Annotated in this window: 17 protein-coding genes; 14 read left to right on the top strand and 3 right to left on the bottom strand. The window is 31.0% G+C overall.

Features of this window, described 5'->3' with window-relative positions; genetic code table 11:
• The first annotated feature begins 3 nt into the window (after positions 1-3).
• The 3 genes from AMN99_RS02090 to AMN99_RS02080 are packed head-to-tail and all read left to right on the top strand — an operon-like array spanning position 4 to position 4,611.
• Positions 4-2,157 (top strand): ABC transporter permease, encoded by a 2,154-nt coding sequence (locus AMN99_RS02090; protein ID WP_075506185.1) that lies wholly within the window; start codon positions 4-6, stop codon positions 2,155-2,157.
• A 4-nt stretch (positions 2,158-2,161) separates the two neighbouring features.
• Complete coding sequence (glpK, locus tag AMN99_RS02085) at positions 2,162-3,640, top strand: glycerol kinase GlpK (protein ID WP_075506184.1); 1,479 nt, start codon at positions 2,162-2,164, stop codon at positions 3,638-3,640.
• Positions 3,641-3,648: 8 nt separating this feature from the next.
• The gene (locus tag AMN99_RS02080) at positions 3,649-4,611 is read left to right on the top strand and encodes a 2-dehydropantoate 2-reductase N-terminal domain-containing protein (RefSeq protein ID WP_075506183.1); all 963 of its coding nucleotides are present in this window, start codon (positions 3,649-3,651) and stop codon (positions 4,609-4,611) included.
• Here AMN99_RS02080 and AMN99_RS02075 read toward each other — a convergent pair whose 3' ends face one another.
• Entirely contained in the window at positions 4,612-5,943 is a 1,332-nt protein-coding gene (locus AMN99_RS02075) for an NAD(P)-binding domain-containing protein (RefSeq protein ID WP_075506182.1), read from the bottom strand.
• An 81-nt stretch (positions 5,944-6,024) separates the two neighbouring features.
• Here AMN99_RS02075 and AMN99_RS02070 point away from each other — a divergent pair, with 81 nt between their 5' ends.
• The 7 genes from AMN99_RS02070 to AMN99_RS02040 all read left to right on the top strand — a co-directional run bounded on the left by AMN99_RS02070 (position 6,025) and on the right by AMN99_RS02040 (position 14,283).
• Entirely contained in the window at positions 6,025-7,101 is a 1,077-nt protein-coding gene (locus AMN99_RS02070; RefSeq protein ID WP_075506181.1) for an ABC transporter ATP-binding protein, read from the top strand.
• A 131-nt stretch (positions 7,102-7,232) separates the two neighbouring features.
• Positions 7,233-8,546: an ABC transporter substrate-binding protein gene (locus AMN99_RS02065; RefSeq protein ID WP_075506180.1), complete on the top strand. Its 1,314-nt coding sequence runs from the start codon at positions 7,233-7,235 to the stop codon at positions 8,544-8,546.
• A gap of 47 nt (positions 8,547-8,593) precedes the next feature.
• Complete coding sequence (locus AMN99_RS02060) at positions 8,594-9,853, top strand: carbohydrate ABC transporter permease (RefSeq protein ID WP_075506179.1); 1,260 nt, start codon at positions 8,594-8,596, stop codon at positions 9,851-9,853.
• Entirely contained in the window at positions 9,843-11,036 is a 1,194-nt protein-coding gene (locus AMN99_RS02055) for a carbohydrate ABC transporter permease (RefSeq protein WP_075506178.1), read from the top strand. Before AMN99_RS02060 ends, AMN99_RS02055 begins: the two co-directional genes overlap by 11 nt.
• Positions 11,036-12,292: an MGH1-like glycoside hydrolase domain-containing protein gene (locus AMN99_RS02050; protein ID WP_075506177.1), complete on the top strand. Its 1,257-nt coding sequence runs from the start codon at positions 11,036-11,038 to the stop codon at positions 12,290-12,292. The genes AMN99_RS02055 and AMN99_RS02050 overlap by 1 nt, the downstream gene beginning before the upstream one ends.
• A 51-nt stretch (positions 12,293-12,343) precedes the next feature.
• Entirely contained in the window at positions 12,344-13,495 is a 1,152-nt protein-coding gene (locus tag AMN99_RS02045) for an iron-containing alcohol dehydrogenase (RefSeq protein WP_075506176.1), read from the top strand.
• Positions 13,495-14,283 (top strand): type 1 glutamine amidotransferase, encoded by a 789-nt coding sequence (locus AMN99_RS02040; protein ID WP_075506175.1) that lies wholly within the window; start codon positions 13,495-13,497, stop codon positions 14,281-14,283. Before AMN99_RS02045 ends, AMN99_RS02040 begins: the two co-directional genes overlap by 1 nt.
• On the opposite strand, the gene AMN99_RS02035 is transcribed toward AMN99_RS02040, so the two are convergent.
• Positions 14,275-15,960, bottom strand: coding sequence for a formate--tetrahydrofolate ligase (locus AMN99_RS02035; RefSeq protein WP_075506174.1), 1,686 nt, complete (start codon positions 15,958-15,960; stop codon positions 14,275-14,277). The genes AMN99_RS02040 and AMN99_RS02035 overlap by 9 nt on opposite strands.
• A 124-nt stretch (positions 15,961-16,084) precedes the next feature.
• On the opposite strand from AMN99_RS02035, the gene AMN99_RS02030 reads away from it, so the two are divergent.
• The 4 genes from AMN99_RS02030 to AMN99_RS02015 are packed head-to-tail and all read left to right on the top strand — an operon-like array spanning position 16,085 to position 21,191.
• Positions 16,085-17,341 carry a sarcosine oxidase subunit beta family protein gene (locus AMN99_RS02030; RefSeq protein ID WP_075506173.1) on the top strand — a complete coding sequence of 419 codons (1,257 nt, stop codon included), beginning with the start codon at positions 16,085-16,087 and terminating at the stop codon, positions 17,339-17,341.
• A complete protein-coding gene (locus AMN99_RS02025) occupies positions 17,342-17,611 on the top strand; it encodes a sarcosine oxidase subunit delta (protein WP_075506172.1) in 270 nt (89 codons plus the stop codon).
• Positions 17,611-20,607: a sarcosine oxidase subunit alpha family protein gene (locus AMN99_RS02020; protein WP_075506171.1), complete on the top strand. Its 2,997-nt coding sequence runs from the start codon at positions 17,611-17,613 to the stop codon at positions 20,605-20,607. The genes AMN99_RS02025 and AMN99_RS02020 overlap by 1 nt, the downstream gene beginning before the upstream one ends.
• Positions 20,604-21,191, top strand: a complete 588-nt coding sequence (locus AMN99_RS02015) for an aminomethyltransferase family protein (RefSeq protein WP_075506170.1) — start codon at positions 20,604-20,606, stop codon at positions 21,189-21,191. Before AMN99_RS02020 ends, AMN99_RS02015 begins: the two co-directional genes overlap by 4 nt.
• Here AMN99_RS02015 and AMN99_RS02010 read toward each other — a convergent pair whose 3' ends face one another.
• The gene (locus AMN99_RS02010) at positions 21,192-22,043 is read right to left on the bottom strand and encodes a DMT family transporter (protein WP_075506169.1); all 852 of its coding nucleotides are present in this window, start codon (positions 22,041-22,043) and stop codon (positions 21,192-21,194) included.
• Position 22,044 lies beyond the last annotated feature (1 nt).

The following is a 22,044-nucleotide window of genomic DNA, read 5'->3' as shown; positions in this document are numbered from 1 at the left end:
ACCATGGAATATTTAAAAAAATACCCAAAGTTGTTTCAATGGATATTTTTGCTGGTTGTATTTTTTGCTTTATGTTTTGCAATCGATGTTCCTGAAACTTACAAATTTATAAGAGGCCAAGCGGAATTTGTAAAAGATCCTAACCAAAGTGTTTATTTTTTTCTAGGTAAAGAAGTCCGATATTATGCTTTCGATGTATTTTGGAGATTGCCTCCTTTACTTGGTTGGTTGCCTATCTGGATAAACGACTCTTTATTTTTCTTAATGAACGAGTGGATGCCAATGGAGTTTTGGAATGAAGATACTCAAGAGTTTAAAACGAGACCACTGTTATTAGAGATTAGTAGAAATTTAACATCTTTTATGACGTTTTTGATTGAGTTAATTAGAGAAATTTTGCTTGGAGGGTTAGAAACTATAGTTGCATTCACTAGCTGGGATTTTATTGATGCTTATCCTTGGTTAGAATTACCAGGCTTACCTTGGACTATCGTTGCAGCTGGTGCAACAATACTTGCATATAAATTAAGTGGTATAGGACTTGCTTTATTTGCAGGTTTAACAATGGTTTATATTTCAATCTTTGGTCAGTGGAAACCTTCAATGCAAACACTTTCTTTTATATTAGTGGCTGTACCTCTGTCATTTGTATTCGGTATTAGTTTAGGTATTGCTGCTTACAAAAGTAAAAGAGTTGAAAATGCTTTGTATCCAATTCTTTTAGTGATGCAAACTATGCCTCAATATGCAGTATTAGTTCCTGCGCTTGTGTTATTTGGTGTTGGAGATCATGCAGCTGTAATAATTACAATGGTAGTTGCAGTTCCACCGATGATTTTATTAACTGTTCTTGGACTACGAGCAGTTCCTCCAGAGGTCATCGAAGCAGGAAGAATGAGTGGATGCACAAACTGGCAGTTAATGACTAAAGTACTTATTCCAACCGCAAGAAGAGATATCTTAATAGGAGTTAACCAAGTAATTATGGTTTGTTTTTCTATGGCAGTGATCTCTGCGTTTATTGGTGCTAAAGGATTAGGATTTAATCTATTGCTTGCTTTAAACCAACTTAACATCGGGTTAGCTCTTGAAGCAGGTTTATGTATTAGTTTGATTGCAATTCTATTAGATAAAATGTCATTAGCGTGGGCAAATCAACAACAAGATTATTTCGGCAATCTTACTTTTTTCCAAAGAAATAAAAATATTATATTTTTTGGTGGATCAATAATTGTTGGAGCTATTCTTGCTTATATTGGAACATTTATTTTTAAAGATACTTTTAATTATTTATTTGAAGTTCCACACAACAAAGGATTTTCAACAGCTGATTTTTGGAACAAGGGTGTTGATTGGATTTTTGATACATTTTTTGTTTATATAAAAGCATTTAATACATGGTTAATTACAGAAGTGCTTCAACCAATGAGAGCTCTGTATCTAAGAATGCCAGCTGTTGCCACTTTAGTATTAGCTGTAGGAGCTGGTTATCTAATTGGAGGAATTAGATCAGCATTAGTTGTTGCTGCTTTAACTTTATTTATAGCATTAAGTCCATGGTGGGATAGAGCATTGGTTACATTGTACATGGCAACTTTTGGCGTAGTTGTTTCTTGTTTAATAGGTTTTACAGTTGGAACTTTATGTTTCCAAAATAAAAAGTCTGCAGCATTTATGTTAGGAGTTTGTGATATTTTTCAAACATTCCCATCGTTTGTATACTTAATTCCAGTAATGATGTTATTTGGAATTACAGATACTTCAGTTTTGATTGCAGTAATTGTTTATGCAACAATTCCAGCAACTAGATATACTATTGAAGGTTTAAGAAGTGTACCTGCTGGTTTACATGAAGCTGCAACAATGTCTGGTGTAAATAAATTTCAAAGATTAACTAAGATTGAATTTCCTTTGGCTTTCCCCCATATGATGCTTGGGATAAATCAAACAATAGTATTTGCTTTATTTATGGTCATTATTGGAGCCTTTATTGGAACAGAAGATCTAGGCCAGTACATTTTAAAGGCATTGTCAGATAAAAATGGAGCTGGAATAGGATTAACTCTAGGTATCTGTGTTGCTTTCATAGGATTGATTTTTGATAATTTAATCAGAACTTGGGTTGAGAAAAGAAAAAAACACTTAGGCATAGCTTAGTCCATTGAAAAAATTTATTATTTCTATTGATCAAGGAACAACATCTTCAAGAGTAATTTTATTTGACACAAAAGGTAATATTGTTTTTGTTTCACAATATGAGTTTAAACAATATTTTCCAAAAAATGGTTGGGTAGAACATAATCCAAATGAGATCTGGTCCACAACACTTAAAGCTTTAAAACAAGTAATAAATAAAGCCAAAAAATTAAAAGGTCACATACTTACAATTGGAATTACAAATCAAAGGGAAACAACAATTCTATGGAATAAAAAAACAGGAAAGCCAATTTATAATGCAATTGTATGGCAAGATAGAAGAACCCAAGATTACTGTAAATTACTTAAGAAAAAAAATTATGAAAATCTATTTAGAAATAAAACCGGATTATTTATAGATCCATATTTTTCAGCTACAAAAATTAAATGGATTTTAGACAATGTTAAAATTTCCAAAAAACTTCTTAGTTCAAATGATTTATTGTTTGGGACTGTAGATACATTTTTAATTTGGAAATTAACAAAAGGTAAGCAGCATTTAACTGAAGCATCTAATGCAAGCCGAACAATGCTGTATAATATTAATAACAATAAATGGGACAAAGAAATTTTAAAAAAACTAAATATTCCAAAAAAAATTTTACCAGAGGTAAAGAACTCAGCAGATAATTTTGGAAAAACAGATAAAAAAATTACAGGAGTTGAAATTTCAATTTCTGCAGTTCTTGGTGATCAGCAGGCTGCAGCATTTGGACAAACTTGTTTTGAAAAAGGGTCTATAAAAAGCACATATGGTACTGGTGCGTTTGTTATTATGAATACTGGTCCAAAAAAAATTAATTCAAAAAATAAATTACTGACTACTATTTGCTATCGATTAAATAATAAAAATACTTACGCCTTGGAAGGTTCAATTTTTATAGCGGGGGCAGGATTACAATGGCTGAGAGATAAAGTAAAATTGATTAAAAAAGCACCCGAAACTGAAAAGATTTCAAAATCCTCTAAAATTAATGATGGTGTTTTTGTTGTACCAGCTTTTAGCGGAATGGGGGCGCCTTATTGGAGACCAGATGTAAGAGGAGTTATCACAGGACTAACAAGAGACAGTGATTGGAAAAGTATAGTGAGAGCGACGGTAGAATCTGTTGGATATCAAAGTTTTGATTTGTTTGATTCAATGAATAAGGATGGTTTGAAACCAAGTATAGTTAAGGTAGATGGTGGAATGGTTGCCAACAATTGGTTCACACAATTTTTAGCTGATATTATTAATTTAAAAGTAATCAGACCAAAAATATTAGAGACAACTGCTTTGGGTGTAGCTTTATTAGCTGGGCTTCAAATAGGAGAATATAAATCTTTAAATCAAATCAAAAATATGTGGAAAAAAGATCGTGTTTTCTCACCAAATATTAAAAAAACATTGAGAAACGAACTTTTAGCAGGATGGAAACTAGCAATTAAAAAAACTTTAGCGTAACTAGTCGTATGAAAAAAGTTTTAATAATAGGAGCGGGTGCAATGGGTGCTGCATTCACTTTTCCCCTTGCTGATAATAATCATAAAGTAACTTTAACCGAGCCTTACAACAAAGATCTATTAAATAAATTAATAACAAAAAACAAATTTCATCCAGCATTAAAACTTAAGTTATCTAAAAGAGTTTCTGTCAAAAAATTTTCATCAGACTTACTTAATGAAAAATGGGACTTAGTTGTTGTTGGAGTAAGTTCTATTGGAATTGAAATGGTTAGACAGCATTTAAAAAATATAAAGAGAAAAGTTTCTATTCTCGTTTTGACCAAAGGTCTTAAATATGATCGAAATAATAAAAAAATTATTACTATGTCAGAACAACTAAGCAAAGGTACTCAAAATTTAAATATTTCAGTTCTAAAAGGACCTTGTCTTGCAAAAGAGTTGGCAAAAAAAATAAAAACTTACACTGTGATAGCAAATAAGAATATTAATATTGCAAAAAATATAGGAAAATTAATCTCAACTAAATATTACAAAACAGAATATTCAAGTGATGTAAAAGGTGTTGAATTTTCATCTGCAATTAAAAATATATATTCAATGATTATTGGATCAGGTGAAGGTGAAAATACTGCTTCAGCTTTATTTAGAAAATCGTTAGATGAAATGGAGTATTTAATAAAATATTTTAGAGGCAAACAAGAAACAGTTCATGGGTTAGCTGGAGTGGGCGATTTATATGTTAGCGCAGTTGGAGGAAGAAACAGTAAAATGGGTGAATACTTAGGAAAAGGCTATACTTTTAAAATTGCAAAAAATAAATTTATGAAAAATGATACAGTTGAGGGCGCAGATCTGGCTAGAGAGATTGCACACTACATCTTAAAAAAAATTAATAAAAATAAAATACCACTTATGCATGCACTTTTAAGTGCAATCACAAAAAATAAAAAATTAAAAGTTAACTATTAATTATTTATTTAAAAAAGTCTTCATCGAGTCGTCCATTGCAGCTTCCCATGGGGTATGGTGTATAGGTGCAACAGAACCTGTGACAGGTGATGAAAATGATTTGTTTCTGTAAGTTAAGATATCCTCTACTTTATGATGTTCCCATTCTTTGAAATGTTTTCTGATTAGTTCAAAATCTATTTTTGGATAATCAGACATATAATGAAGTTCTTTTGTGTACTCAGTTTGAAAATCAATCATTTGATCTGGGTTTTCTAATTTTTCCTCCATAGCAACCCATTTATTGATATCTTTATTGATTTCATCAGCACTTGGCATTTTAATTTTTCCCATAATTACATCTCTTGCAAACCAAGCTTGGCAATCAAACATATTAAAAGTATGGAATTGGTCTTGCATACCAAGATATAAAAGTTTGTGATTATCCTGCCAAACAACTCCTTTATATAATTTTGGCGGATATAATCTGTTATGTGTTTTTAACTTTATGCTTTCATCTAAAAATGGAAAGTGATGCAAGTATCCTGTGCACAAGATTATTGCATCTGCATCTTGCTCAGTACCGTCTTTAAAAATTGCTTTTTTTCCTTCCAGTCTATCTAGATAATGAACTTCTTTCATACCTTTAGGCCATTTAAATCCCATAGGTGCATTTCGATATCCAATAGTTACACTTTTAGCCCCGTATTTATTACACTGTAGAGCAACATCTTCAGCTGAATAACTACTTCCTAAAACAATCACATCTTTTCCTCTAAATTCTTCAGCATCTCTAAAATCATGTGAGTGCATTATTCTTCCTGGAAAAGAATTCATTCCTTTATATTCAGGAATAAAAGGAACTGAGAAATGACCAGTAGAAACAACTAAATAATCAAATGTATCTTTTGAAATTTCATCTTTAACTTTGTCTTGATAGGTAATTTCAAATTTTTCATTGCTGAAAGTTACATTTGTAACTCTTGTATTTAGTTTTATTTTATTTTTAATTTTGCCTTTGCTTACTCTTCCAAGAATATAATCTTGCAAAACTTCTCTTGGCGGAAAAGAAGGAATTGGTTGTCCAAAATGTTCATCAAAAGAATAATCCGCAAACTCTAAACATTCTTTAGGGCCATTTGACCATAAATATCTATACATACTATTATGAACTGGGTCTCCATACTGGTCGCTACCTGTTCTCCAATTATAGTTCCACAAACCTCCCCAATCTTCTTGCTTTTCAAAACAAACTATTTCGGGAATTTCTTCACCTTTATTTTCTAAGTGTTCGAAAGCTCTTAACATTGATAGACCACAAGGTCCTGCTCCAATAATTGCAATTTTGCTCATTGTGTTTTCTCCAGTTTATAAATATGCTAAACAAATATAATCAAATATAAACTGAAAATACAATATAAATATTAATTTAAGATGGCTGAGATAAATATTTCGAACATAAATAAATCTTTTGGATCTACACATGTGATTAAAGATGTGTCTCTAGATATTAAAAGTGAATCTTTCACTGTATTGGTTGGGCCAAGTGGATGTGGTAAATCAACAATGTTAAGAATGATTGCAGGCTTAGAGGAAATTAATTCAGGAACAATTTCAATCGATGGACAAGTTGTAAATGACCTTCCTCCTAAAGAAAGAAATATTGCAATGGTCTTTCAGTCATATGCTTTGTATCCACACATGACTGTGTTTGACAACATGGCTTTTGGTTTAAAGATTGAAAAAAAATCTAAAGAAGAAATCACAGAAAGAGTTATGGAGGCTGCTAAAATTCTTCAAATTGAAGAATACTTAGAGAGAAAACCAAAACAATTATCAGGAGGACAAAGACAAAGAGTTGCAATTGGTAGAGCCATTACAAGAAAACCAAAAGTATTTTTGTTTGACGAACCTTTGTCCAACTTAGATGCAGCTTTAAGAGTTCAGATGAGAGTAGAATTAGCTAAATTGCATGATCAATTAAATGCAACAATGATTTATGTTACACACGATCAAACAGAGGCAATGACACTTGCAGATGATATAGTTGTATTAGATCAAGGTATTGTTTCTCAGAAAGGATCACCTTTAAAACTTTACAACGAACCTGAAAATTTATTTGTAGGTGGGTTTATTGGTTCACCAAAGATGAACTTTATTAATTCTAAAGTTATAAGTTCTAATAATTCAGGAACTGAAGTTGAAATTTCAGGACAAGGAAAAATTATTGTTCCAAAAACTTCAGATAAAGTTTCGCCAGGCGATAGTGTAAAGATTGGTATCAGACCTGAGCATATCTTGATAAATAGTGGTGAAAAATGCTGGGAGAGCAAGGTTTTCGTGATTGAAAAATTAGGTTCATCTACTTTTTTATATCTTGAAAAAGAGGGAGAGCCCTTAGTGGTTCAAACTGATGGAGCTAGTAAAGTCAATGTTGGAGATAGTCTTAGTTTGGGGTTTGATCTGAGCAAATGCCATTTATTCGATAGCAATAATTTAGCCTTTAAATAAAGGTTTTTTTATAGTTTTTAAAATTACCCCATAACAGGGATGACACTATTGCATAAGAAATTTTTTCTAAAAAATATTAAGGTTTAAAAAAAATAATTAACAAGAGGTAATTATGTTTAAAAAAAACTTTAATATTATTATCTGCTGTAACATTTTTTATAAACAATGTTGCTTTTGCAGATATCAAGTTTTGGACAACTGAAACTCAACCAGCAAGAATGGCGAAGCAAGAAGATATGGCTAAAGCCTTTGAAGCAAAAACTGGTATTGCAGTTGAAGTTATTCCAATCGATGAAAAAGAATTAGGTAAAAGAGCAACAGCTGCAGCTGCAGCAGGTGATTTACCTGATGTAATTTATCATACACTACAATATGTATTGCCATGGGCTGAAGCAGGAATTTTAGATGTTGATGCTAATAATGATGTTGTTAAAGAATTAGGTAAGAAAACTTTTGCACCTGGTGCTTTAAATATGGCTAAGCAAGGATCAAAAATTGCTGCTGTTCCAGTTGATGGTTGGACTCAAATGATCGTTTATAGAAAAGATCTTTTTGAGAAAGCTGGTTTAGAGCCACCAACTAGTTATGCAAATATCACTAAAGCAATAGAAACGCTGTCATCAAATGATATGTTTGGATTTGTTGCTGCTACAAAAACAGACGAAAACTTCATGAGTCAGGTTTTAGAACATGTATTATTGGCTAATGGAGTTAACGTAGTTAAAAAAGGTGGTATTAAAAAACAAGGAAACAAACTTAAAAAAGCTTTAGAGTTTTACAAAACAATTGCAAAAGCTAGTCCTGAAGGTGAATTATACTGGAAGCAATCTAGAGAACTTTATTTTGCAGGTAAAACTCCAATGATTATCTGGTCTCCATTTATTATGGATGAGTTAGCGGGATTAAGAGACTCAGCTCCTCCAACAATAAATGATGATCCAACATCAAGCGAGTTAGCATCAAAAACTGGTTTCATTACAAACTTTAGTGGACCGAACAATAAAAAAGGTGCTGCTTGGGCAGATGTAAGATACTTTGGTATAACAGCTGATGCAGATACGGATGAAGCTAAACAGTTTATTCTTTATTCTATGGATGAAGGATATACTTCAACTTTAGCAATTGCTCCTGAAGGAAAATTTCCTGTAAGAAGAGGTAATGCAAGTGATCCAGCTGCGTATACTAAAGCTTGGTCAAAACTTCCAGTTGGAGTAGATAGAAAAGCTCCATTAACTGATCTTTATTCAGCAGATGTTATCGATAACATTGTAGCTGGTTTAGATACTGCTAATAGATGGGGAGTTAAAGAAGGTGAACTTTCTAGAGCTTCTAAAGTTATCAATTCTCAATTCATTAATAGAATAACAAGATTATATATTGATGATCAAATTGATGTTGATGAAGCAGTTGATATGATCAATACTGCATTAGCACAGTTCAATTAATTTTAATTTTTTAAAAAAGCGGATAATATTAATTATCCGCTTTTTTTATGAGTAATTCACTTTCAAAAATAGAAAAAAGAACTGCTTATGCTTTAACTTTGCCAGCAGTTCTAATTGTATTTGCAATAGTATTATTTCCAATATTTTCAAATGTTTGGATTAGTTTTAAAGAAGTTCAATTAAAAGATATAAGAATTCCAGAGCCAAGAGCTAAAAAAATAGTTAAATCTATTAAAAACGAAGATACAAAAATTAAGATTATCTATAAATTAAGAAATAGTTCCTTAATTCAAGATATTAGAGATGTTAAATTCCACGATAAATTCCCAAGTAATGTTAAACCAATTGATTTAGATCAGAGATGTAAGTTTCTATCAAATAAAGTTCAGTGTGATTTTGGTAATTGGTCAAAAAAATACAGAGAGCAATTTGTAATTTTTTTTGAGACAAAAAATGGTGAAAAAATTGATAAAAAACAATTTAAATTAAATAAACCCAATTTAAAAGGAAAAGCAGATAACATTCTTTTGACAAGTGATTTTACTTTGTCAAATTTTAAAAAAGTAATCACAAATTATGAATTTAAAGATTTATTATTAACAACATTTTATTATACTTTTTTTGGAACAGTGGGTGCAATTGTTTTTGGAATTTTGTCAGCCCAAATGGTAAATCAAAAGTTTAGAGGTCGAAGCTTTGTTAGAAGTACGTTATTGTTTCCTTATGTAGCTCCTGTTGTGGCTTTGGCGTTTACATGGGAACTATTATTAGATCCTAATAGTGGCACTTTAAATAATCTATTACTGAATTATAGTATAATAGATAAGCCAATAAATTTATTGGGTCAAAAGTATGTATCTATTTTTGTTTTCGGTTTTGAATTTAAATTAAGATTAGCATTAACAACTGTTATTATCTTTGAAATCTGGAGATATTTTCCTTTGGCTTTCCTTTTTATTTTAGCAAGACTTCAAGCAGTTCCTAAAGAACTTTATGAAGCGGCAGATATTGATGGAGCAGGTCCTTACACAAAATTTATGAATATAACATTGCCACAGATTACAGCAGTGATTTCAATTTTATTTATGATTAGATTTATTTGGAATTTTAACAAGTTTGAAGATATTTTTCTATTAACAGGTGGTGCATCAGGTACTAGAACACTGCCAATAAATGTTTATGAACAGGGATTTTCAATAGGAAATATTGGTATGGGATCTGCTGTGTCAATGGTGATTGTACTATTACTTTTATTTTTCATGTTAATTTATTTTAAGCTGATAGGGAAAAGAGCCAATGAGAGTTAAATCAATTATCACTTTCAGTTTAATTTCTTCATTTTTTTTATTTTCTTTAATATCTATTTGGAAAATTCTTTCTACTTTACAAGGAATTGAACTTAAAACTTTAAATTTCAATTTTTATTTTTTAAGTGGAATTATAATTTCTATTATTTCAATTTTCTTAAGTAAAAAATTAAACAAGTTATTTAAAGTAATTTTACTAGCATCTATATTTGTATTGATTGATTATTTCATTAATGGTTCTTTACCTATTTGGCATTATATAGGCACATTTCTAATCTTATTATTTTTTGTTAATAAGCTATTTAATTATAACAAGAAACATTTTAGTTATGATTTTTCAGCACAAATTATATTTTTTGATTTTTTAACTTTGTTTGGAATAATCTTTTTTTCTTTTGTAATTTTATTCCCATTTTATTTGATGTTAGTAACAAGTTTCAAAACTCAAGCTCTTTTATTAATTAATCCTTTAGATTTCAGCGTTGATTTAACACAAGATATAAAAACCTTATTCAAATCCTATATTGTAGTTTTTACAGAATATAATTTTGGCAAGTATATGCTTAATAGTTCAATTGTCTCAGTAGGTACGGTTATAATTACATTATTGCTTGGGATCCCAGCAGCTTATGCAGTTGCAAGATTAAACTTTTTTGGAAAAAATTTTTTATCTACTTCTATTTTAATTATATATATGTTTCCAGCTATTGTGCTCGTAATTCCTCTCTACACTGTTTTTAGTCAATTAGGTCTAAGAAATTCTGTATTTGGATTGTTAATTATTTATACAGCTACAACACTGCCAGTTGCAATTTATATGCTCCAAGGATATTTCAAAAGTATACCAAAAGAACTTGAAGAAGCAGGTATAATGGATGGACAAAATTGGTTTGGAATAATTGTTAAAATCATTTTACCTTTAAGTTTACCAGCAATTGCATCTGTCGCGTTATATGTATTTATGATTGCTTGGAATGAATTTTTATTTTCACTAATGTTTTTGGACAGTCCTAGCTCATTTACATTATCAAGAGCAATACAGTTTTTAAATGTTGGAGCTGAAACGCCTAGACAATATTTGATGGCTGGTTCAGTTGTTGTAACTTTGCCAATTTTATTTATTTTTGTTTATTTTGAAAAATATTTAGTTAGTGGATTAACATCAGGGAGCGTTAAGGGTTAATGAGTTTGTTAAAAAGAGAAGCTGAGAATATTTTATTAAATAATAGGTGTGAGGGATACACTCTGCCTACAAACAATAAGTTGTACCCAGCTCAATGGAATTGGGACTCAGCATATATAGCGCTCGGTTATTCTTATTTTAATAAAGAATACGCAATAGTTGAGTTAGAAAAGTTGTTCGAGGGACAATGGTCTGATGGTATGGTTCCTCATATTTTGTTTCATCAAAAGGATGAAAATTATTTTCCAAATCATAATACTTGGCAGTGTGGTGAAAAAATTCCATCATCTGGAATAACTCAACCTCCTATAGTTTCAAGTATTTTAAAATTAATGTTGGATAAGCATGAATTTAGTTCTAGTGAAATGGAAAGAATTTTGAATTTAGTAAAAAAAACAAAAAATTATTTAGAATGGTTTTACAAATATAGAGACCCAAATGATACTGGTTTAGTTTCTATATTACATCCATGGGAAAGTGGCAATGATAATTCACCTTTATGGGATTTTCCTTTAAGTAAAATTTTAATTGATGAAAATCTTGAATACAAAAGAAGAGATTTAGATGTTTCAAGTAGCGATGTACGACCACTTAAAAGGGACTATGATTGTTACATCACTCTTTTAAATCAGTTCAGAAATGAAAAATATAATCCTGAAAAGCTATATGATATTTCAATGTTTAATGTCGCTGATATAGGTTTTAATTCTTTATTTTTGAAAGCTTGCAAAGATCTAGTCTATGTTGCAACAAAAAATAATATTGAATGCAAATCAATACAAAAAAAAATAACACAAACTGAGAATAAATTAATTAGTTTATATAACAAAGGTGATAATTCATTTTACTCATATGATGTTTTAAATAAGCAAACATTAGAAATCTCTTCTATTACAAATTATTTTATTTTGTTTGCAGATATTCAAAATAAAGAAATAAATAACTCGGTAATTCAAAGTTTAAAAGAATATAATTCGAATGAAAAATATTTCTTTTCGTCAATAAAGCCTGATAGCAAATATTTTGAGGAGATAAGGTATTGGAGAGGACCTGTTTGGATTAATTGTAACTGGATTTTATATAAAGGATTATTAGAAAAAGATCTTGAATTTGCCAATAAAATAAAATCACACACATTGGATTTAATACATGAGAAGGATTTTCATGAATACTACAGTTGTAAATCAGGAACTCCTTATGGAGCTAATAATTTTTCTTGGTCTGCCGCATTATATTTAGATTTAATCAATAATTAATTTTTAAGTGATTAATTAATCAAATATATATATTCTTTTTATAAAAATAATATGAATTGGAATTATCCTACTACTATTTGGTTTGGAGCAGGTAAAATAGAAGATCTTGCAAACGCCTGTTTGAGCTTAAAAATTAAAAGTCCACTTTTTGTAACTGACAAAGATCTTTTAAATCTACCAATGACTTCAAAAGTAATTGAAAAATTAAAAAAAGACTTTGATCATTTACAAGTATTTTCACAATTTTCAGGAAACCCAACTGGAAAAAACGTAATGGAAGGGGTCACTTTATATATAGAAAAAAACTGTGATGGAGTAATTGCTTTTGGAGGAGGTAGTGCATTAGATGTTGGGAAAGGAATAGCTTTTATGTGTGGTCAAAAAAGACCTATATGGGATTTTGAGGATATAGGAGATTATTGGACAAGAGCTGATGGAAATAAAATTTCTCAAATTATAGCGGTTCCAACTACCGCAGGAACAGGCTCAGAAACAGGAAGAGCTTCAGCCATCATTAATGAAGAAACAGGAATAAAAAAAATAATTTTTCATCCAAAAATTTTACCTTCTATCGTAATTTTAGATCCAAATTTAACCAAAGATCTTCCACCAAGAATAACAGCTGCAACAGGAATGGATGCACTTGCTCACAATCTTGAGGCTTTTTGTGCACCTGGCTTTCATCCAATGGCAGATGGTATCGCACTTGAGGGTATGAGGTTAATTAAAAATTCTTTAATAGAGGTTTATAAAAATGGTACGAACATAGAAGCTAGATCTGAAATGTTAGCAGCATCTAGCATGGGCTCTACTGCTTTTCAAAAAGGTCTTGGTGCAATACATTCTCTAAGTCATCCGATAAATGCACAGTTTGATGTACATCATGGTTTAAGTAACGCGATATTTATGCCTTATGTTTTAACTTTCAATAAATCAGTTATTGAAAACAGAATTATATCTATTTGTAATTATCTTAATCTAAATAGTACATTTGAAAGCTTTTTAGAATGGATATTAAATTTGCGTAAAGAATTAAACATCCCTCATAAACTTTCAGATGTTATGGACTGTAATGAAATTGATTTAGAAAAACTCTCTTTAATGGCATTTGAAGATCCATCTACAGGAGGCAATCCAAAAAAAATAACAAAAGATGATTTAAAAGAAATGTATAAAAAAAGTATTTCAGGAGAGTTATTTTAATGAAGAAAATTTTGGTGGTAGAAGGTAATTTACAAGAGGAAAATCAAAGTTTTACAGAAGCAGGTATTCAAACTCATACAGAAAGCTTAAAACATAGTCTTTTTCATTTTACTGATCAACTAAATATAGATGTAGTTAATCCATCTTCAGATGAAAAGATAAGCGAGAATATTGATCCATTAGAAAGTTATGATGGTCTTATTTGGGGTGGAAGTAGTTTAAATATTTATAACAAGACACCTGAAATTTTAAGACAAATAGAATTTATGAAAGAGTGTCAGAAAAAAATTAAAAAAGTTCTAGCGATTTGTTGGGGGATGCAAGTTGCAGTAACCGCCGCTGGTGGCGAAGTAAAAAAAGCTGAGAAAGGGTCACACAGAGGGATTGCAAGAGATATTGAAATTAATAAAAATGGTTTAAATCATCCATTATATAAAAACAAAAATAAAAAATTTAATACTCCAGCATTTAATTTTGATGAAGTTGTAACTCTTCCAGAAAATTCGAAACTGCTAGCTTCGAACCCAATTAATAACGTTCAAGGTTTAAATTTTAAAATTGGAATTTGTGATGTGTGGGGCCTTCAGTATCATCCAGAAATTACTTACAACAAGATGATTAACTTAATTATTTTTAGAAAAGATAGACTTATAGAACGTGGTGCTTTTAAAGACCAAAATCATATTGATGATCACATTAAAAATATAGAAATAGAAAACAAAAAATTAGATAAAATTTCCAGAATGAGAGAATTAGAGAATTGGTTAGATTATCTTAATTTAGAATAATCCTTCAATCTCACCTTTTTCATTGAGTTTAATAGAGTCAGCTGCAGGAACCCTAGGTAATCCAGGCATAGTCATGATTGCACCGCAAATAACCACAATGAACTCTGCTCCTGATGATAGTCTTACTTCTCTCACTGGCAATGCATGACCTGTCGGTGCTCCTTTAAGATTTGGATCTGTTGAAAAACTGTATTGAGTTTTTGCAACACAAATTGGTAAATCACCATATCCAGCTTCTTCAAAATTCTTAAGTTGATCTCTAATTTTTGTATCAGCGATTACTTCATCTGCTCTATAAATTTCTTTTGCAATAGTCTCTATTTTTTTAAACAATGGTGTTTTGCTTTCGTATAAAAATTGAAATTTAGCTTCATCTTTTTCACATAATTCTGAAACATGAGCTGCTAATTCTTTTGTACCTTCACCACCATTTGCCCAATGAGTACATAGACTAGCTTTAACACCTAAATTATCACAGAAATCTATAAGTGCTTTCACTTCATTATCAGTATCTTTTATAAAATGATTAACTGCTACAGCTACAGGTAAACCAAATTTTTTAACATTTTGAATATGTCTTTCTAAATTTACTAACCCTTTTTTTAAAGCTTCAACATTTTCATTTTTTAAATCATCTTTAGCAACACCACCGTGCATTTTTAAAGCTCTTATAGTTGCAACAATTACAACACAGCTTGGTTTTAAATTTGATTTTCTACATTTAATATCTAAGAATTTTTCTGCACCAAGGTCAGCACCAAATCCCGCTTCAGTTACAACATAGTCTGCTAATTTTAAACCAGTCTTTGTTGCAATAACTGAGTTACAACCATGAGCAATATTCGCAAATGGACCACCATGAATAATTGCAGGATTGTTTTCTAAAGTTTGTGTAACATTAGGTCTGATAGCTTCTTTTAAAAGAACTGTCATAGGACCTTGAGCATTTAAGTCTTTCGCATAAACTGGTTTTTTATCTCTAGTGTAACCAATAGTTATATTTCCAATTCTTTTTTCTAAATCTTCCAAATCATTTGATAGGCAAAAGATTGCCATTATCTCTGATGCAACTGTGATATCAAAACCATCTTCTCTTGGAAAACCATTTGCCACACCACCTAAATTTATATTTATAGATCTTAATGATCTATCATTCATATCCATAACTCTTTTCCAAACAATTCTTCTAACATCGATATCCAGTTTATTTCCCCAATAAATATGATTATCGATTAACGCCGATAATAAATTATGAGCTGATGTAATTGCATGAAAGTCACCTGTAAAATGTAAATTGATTTGTTCCATTGGAACGACTTGAGCATAACCTCCACCAGCCGCTCCACCTTTCATGCCAAAAGAAGGACCTAAGCTTGGTTCTCTAAGACATACGATAGATTTTTTTCCAATTTTATTTAAACCATCATTTAATCCAACCGAAGTTGTGGTTTTCCCTTCACCTGCTGGAGTTGGAGTAATAGCAGTTACTAAAATTAATTTTCCATCTTGCTTGTCTTTTAGTTTCTCTAAATATTCTAAATTTATTTTTGCAATATGTCTGCCCATAGGACTAAACGCAGAGCTTTCATCAGGTACATTTATCTTTGCTAAAATATCATTTATTGGTTGCATTTTAGCTTCTCTAGCTATCTGTATATCTGATTTTACTTCGCTCATTCGTTATCCTTTATTGTAAATTTTTTTGCATAATAATTATCTTATTTGAGATTTTTCGAAACTTCTAAAATATATATATAAAAAAAATAAGAACTATTTAAATTCATTAATATAAAATTCCATTATGCAAAAGTATTCTATTTTTAGCTTAGTTAAAAATGCATTAACTGGCCATCAAAATTGGGATTTAGCTTGGAAAGATCCAAATCCTAAAGAAGAGTATGACGTTGTTATCATCGGGGGCGGTGGTCATGGTCTAGCTACCGCATATTATCTAGCTAAAGAACATCAAATTACAAAAGTAGCCATCATTGAAAAAGGATGGATTGGCGGTGGAAACGTTGGACGTAACACTACAATTATCAGATCAAATTACATGCATGATGAAAATGGTCTTTTCAGTGAGTTTGGAATGGATCTATGGAGAAAAATGAGTCAGGACTTAAATTACAACGTGATGTTTTCTCCAAGAGGAATAATTAATCTTGCGCACTCAGATGCACAAATGAATGCATACGCAAGAAGAGGAAATTCGATGAGATTAAATGGAATTGATGCAGTTCTTTTAAACAGAGAAGAAGTAAAAGAATTAATTCCAATGGCTGATTTTTCAGATAACGTAAGGTTTCCAATCTTTGGTGGATTGATGCAACCAAGCGCTGGAACTGCTCGTCATGATGCAGTTGCTTGGGGGTATGCACGTCAAGCAGACTCAATGGGAGTAGATATAATTCAAAATTGTGAAGTTACAGGTTTTGATGTTTCTGCAGGAAAAATAAAAGGGATCAGAACATCTAGAGGAAATATTAAGGCAAAAAAAGTTGGTCTTTGCGTTGCAGGTAGCACAAATATTTTAGCTGAAAAATTAAATATGACTTTGCCAATTGAAACGCATCTTTTACAAGCTTGTGTTTCTGAACCAGTTAAACCAGTTTTAGATAAAGTTGTAACATTTGGTGCAGGTCACTTTTATATTAGTCAATCAGATAAAGGTGAAATGGTAATGGGTGGAGACCTTGATGGTTACAACAGTTATGCTCAAAGAGGTAATCTTCCAACACTACAACATGTTTTAACTGAAGGAATTGCGATGATGCCATTTTTAAGTAAATTAAAAATGCTTAGAACTTGGGGCGGGATCATGGACATGTCAATGGATGGTTCACCAATAATAGACAAAACTCACATTGAAGGTTTGTATTTAAATTGTGGATGGTGTTACGGAGGCTTTAAAGCAACTCCAGCATCAGGATGGACATTTGCACATACTATTGCTCAAGATAGAGTACATGAATTAAATGCAGGATATAGTTTGAATAGATTTAGTACCGGTCATCTTATTGATGAAAAAGGTCTTGGTACAAAAACTTGGATTTCATAAATGTTACATATTAAATGCCCACATTGTGGAATGAGATCTCAAAATGAATTTTCTTATGGTGGAGATGCTACTGTTAAAAGACCAGAACTAAATAAAGAAGTCACAGATCAAGAATGGGATAATTTCGTATATAATAGAGTTAGTCCCAGAGGAAAACATTTAGAACTTTGGCAGCATTTATCTGGTTGTAGACAGTGGATTAAAGTTGAAAGGGATACTGCAACACATGAAATTTTTAAAACTTATAAAGCTAACGAAGAAATTGCTTAATGACTCAGAGTTATCGAATAGAAACAGGTGGTTTAATAAATAGAAATAAAAAAATTTCTTTTAAGTTCAACGGTACATCTTATTTTGGTTATGAGGGTGATACATTAGCTTCAGCTTTACTTGCAAATGGTGTTCATTTAGTTGGTAGAAGTTTTAAATATCACAGACCCAGAGGGTTTTTTGGTGCAGGAGTTGATGAACCCTATGCAGTTGTTCAACTTTATAGAAATGGTGAAACGGAGCCAAACATTAAAGCAACTGAACAAGAATTATTTGAAGGATTAGAGGCAAGCAGTGTTAATTGTTGGCCAAGTGTTAACTTTGATATTGGAGCAATAAATAATTTTTTAAAAATATTTTTACCTGCAGGATTTTATTACAAAACTTTTATGTGGCCAAAAAGCTTTTGGTATAAAATTTATGAGCCATTTATAAGAAAAGCAGCTGGATTAGGAGTAGCTTCAACAAAACATGATAAAGAAAGATACGAACATAAATATGAGTATTGCGATCTTTTAATTGCTGGATCTGGACCATCAGGTTTAGCGAGCGCTTATTCTGCTGCCAAAAATGGAGCCAAAGTTATTTTAGCTGAAGATAAACCAAGGTATGGTGGCTCACTATTAACGAGTGATGTGAATATCGGTAACCAATCCGGAAAAGATTGGGCAGACGGTATCATTTCAGAATTGAAAGAGATGCCAAATGTAACCGTTAAAAATAGATCTCAAGTTTTTGGATACTATGATCACAACATGTTAGTAATGTCTGAAAAAGTTAGTGATCATTTACCTAAAACTAAAAAATATCATCCAAATAAAAGACTTTGGTACATTAGAGCAAAAGAAGTTCTAATTTCATCTGGTTCAATTGAAAGACCAATTGTTTTTGGAAATAATGATACTCCTGGAGTGATGCTTTCATCTGCAGCTAAAGAATATTTAAAAGTTTATGGTGTCTTGGTTGGAAAAAAACCTTTAGTATTTACAAACAATGATAGCGGCTATGAAACTGCAATTGAATTTAAAAAACATGGTATTGAGCCTATAGTTTTAGATTCAAGATCAAATCCACAATCAGAAATTATAGATGAAGCAAAAAATTTAGGAATTAATATTAAAAATTCATATGTAGTAGTTGCAGCACAAGGTTATAAAAAAGTAAAATCAGCTGATGTGGCAACTATTTCTGAAGATAAGAAAACACTTGGCAACATAGAAAACATAGTTTGTGATTGTATATGTGTTTCTGGATTTTGGACACCTACAATTCATTTGGCATCACAATCAGGAAATAAAACTAAATTTAATGAAGAGATAGACGCGTTTGTTCCAGGAGTTTCAAAACAAAATGAAACAACTTTGGGAGCCGCTAACGGTGTGTTTACTCTAGAAGAAACTTTAAAAACATCATTTGAAAAAGGAAAAGAATTATCAAAAAAAATTACCGAGAAAGATAACGAAATATCTATTCCAAATGTAGTTGAAAAAAAATATTCTAAACATGATAAGTTTTGGTGTGTTCCATTACCAAAAGGTAAAAGTTATAAAAGATTTTTAGATTTTCAAAATGATGTTGCTGTTTCTGATGTAGAGATTGCATTAAGAGAAGGTTATAGATCAATCGAACATGTAAAAAGATATACCACTTTAGGTATGGCAACAGACCAAGGAAAAACAAGTAATTTAAATGGATTACAATTAGTATCTGAGATTGAAAATAAAGTTGTTCCTTCCGTTGGCCACACTACTTTTAGACCTCCTTATACACCTATTTCTATCGGTGCTATCGTTGGTAGAGAAGTAGGAAAGCATTCAAAACCAACTAGAAAATCTCCAATTCACAATTGGCATGAAGAGCATAACGCTGTTTTTGTTGATGCAGGAGTTTGGTTAAGACCAAGATATTATAAAAGAGGAAACGAAACTTTGTTCGAAGCTTCAAAAAGAGAAGCGAAAAATGTAAGAACAAACGTTGGTGTTTGTGACGTAACAACACTTGGTAAGATTGACGTTAAGGGTCCTGATGCTGCAGAATTTTTAAACAGAGTATACACAAATGCATGGTTGAAGTTACCTGTTGGAAAAGCAAGATATGGAGTGATGTTAAGAGAAGATGGGATAGTGATGGATGATGGTACAACTACTAGAATTTCAGAAAACCACTATCACATGACAACAACTACTGCTCAAGCAGCTAATGTGCTTTCGCATTTAGAGTATTATTTGCAACTTGTTTGGCCTGAACTTAATGTAAATGTAGTTTCAACAACTGAGCAATGGGCAGGAGCTGCCATAGCTGGTCCTAAATCAAGAGATTTATTACAGAAATTGTTCCCTAAAACAGATGTGTCTAATGAAGGTCTCCCGTTTATGGGATATGTTGAGGGTGATTTATTTGGTGTTAAAGCTAGAATCTTCAGAATTTCATTCTCAGGTGAATTAGCTTACGAAGTTAATGTTGAGTCTGATAACGGAAGATTTATGTGGGAAAAAATAATTGAAATTGGAGAAGAGTTTCAAATTCAACCATATGGAACTGAAGCATTGTCTACACTTAGAATTGAAATGGGGCATGTTGCAGGTTCTGAATTAGATGGAAGAACAATTCCTTACGACAATGCTTTAGAAGGATTATTGAGTAAAAAGAAAGATTTTATTGGAAAAAGATCATTGCAGAGAGCAGCTTTTGTTGCTGAAGATAGACAGCGAATTGTAGGCGTTGTTCCATTGGATAAAAAAACTAGTATTCCAGAAGGTTCACATTTAGTTAAAGACGCCAATGCTCCTTTGCCGAATAAAAAATTAGGTCATATCTCAGCCTCTTGTTGGAGTGTTGAGTATGATAATCCATTTTCACTAGCAATATTAAAAGATGGAAAAAATATGATTGGAGAAAAATTATTTGTAATGTCTCCATTAAAAAACAAAGTTATTCCAGTAGAAATAGTTTCATCACATTATGTTGATCCAAAAGGAGAGAGAGTTAGATCATGAGTTTAATTTCAGCTTTAAATAATGTGCATGCAAAAGGTCAATTTGGAGATTTTGAAGGTAAAGATGATAACAATTTACTCTCAATATCTGAAAGTACTAATTTATTAATTGTACAGATAGTTCAGTTTAAAAGTTCAAACTCATCATTAGACAATATGCAGGTAGATGGTCTAAATTTAAGAGACAATCCATCTTTAGTTAGCTCCAATGATAACACAAGAATACTTTGGAACGGTCCAAGAAATTGGATTTTAGTTTCTAAGAAAAAAGATATTTTAAATGAAATAGAGCAAAAATTTAATGATAATGAATTTGCAATAACAGACATATCTCATTCAAAAGCAATAATTGAAATTGAAGGTAAGGAAGCCAAGGAAGTTTTAAAAAAAGGATGCCCATTTAATTTTGGTGAACTTGAAAAAAATCAATGTTTAAATTCTACTTATAACGGAATGTCAGTAACTATTGATATGCTTGATGATGATCCAGATAAATTTAGAATATTTGGATTAAGAAGTTTTGGTGAATCTCTTTATCACTCAATAACAGATGCATCTTTAGAATTTGGATATATTGCAAAGTAATTATTTTTCTCTAGTAGCAATATAAACACCAATAGTAGCTATAAAAAATCCTAAAAGATCTAAATTAGATAATTTTTCATTTAAAAATAACCAAGCCATGAAAGCAGATGTAGGAGGAATTAAAAAAAATATTGAAACAGTTTTACTTGCAGAATTTTTTTTAATTAAGAACATGAGTATTGTGAATGCTCCAAAGGACACTAAAAAAATTTGATGACTCATCGCAATTATAAATGTTTTTGAAAATTCAATGTAAGGATCAGCAAAGAAAATTATAATTAATAAATGAAATGAAAAACCCCCAAGTGCTTGGTTCATGTTACTTACTGATAAGGGTAGGTTGTTGCTTATTGTTTTTTGCCAAAGAGTTGAACTTGTTATTGCTATCAAAGCTATAATAGTTGCGATTAATCCAGCAGTTGGAATTTTTGTTCCAATTTCAAAACCTAGAACCAAAGATGCTCCAATAAATCCTAGTAAAACACCTATCCATTGTTTAATAGAAACCTTCTCTTTAAGTATTGGTCCACTTAATGCGTTAGTTAGTATTGGTTGAAGTGTTACAATTAAAGCAGCAAGGCCAGTGGGCATTCCAATAGAAATTGAATAAAAAACACCTCCTAAATAAAACCCATGAAAAAGAACTCCACTAAAAAAAGATTGTAAAAAATTTTTCTTACTTACAACTATTTTTTGCTTTGAGTAAATAGAAAAAATTAAAAAACCAAATGCTACTAGTGCAAATCTAAAGGCTAATGCAGCAAAAGGATCGCTGTAATCAATGATTGGTTTCGTGGTTATGAATGCTGATGACCAAAGTAAAATAAATATAAATGGAAATACCTTAATCACT

Source organism: Candidatus Pelagibacter communis, assembly GCF_001180225.1.
In the GTDB taxonomy this organism is placed as follows: Bacteria; Pseudomonadota; Alphaproteobacteria; order Pelagibacterales; family Pelagibacteraceae; genus Pelagibacter; species Pelagibacter ubique_D.
Note: the sequence above shows the minus strand (reverse complement) of the source record. Positions and strands in the feature narration are given on the sequence as shown.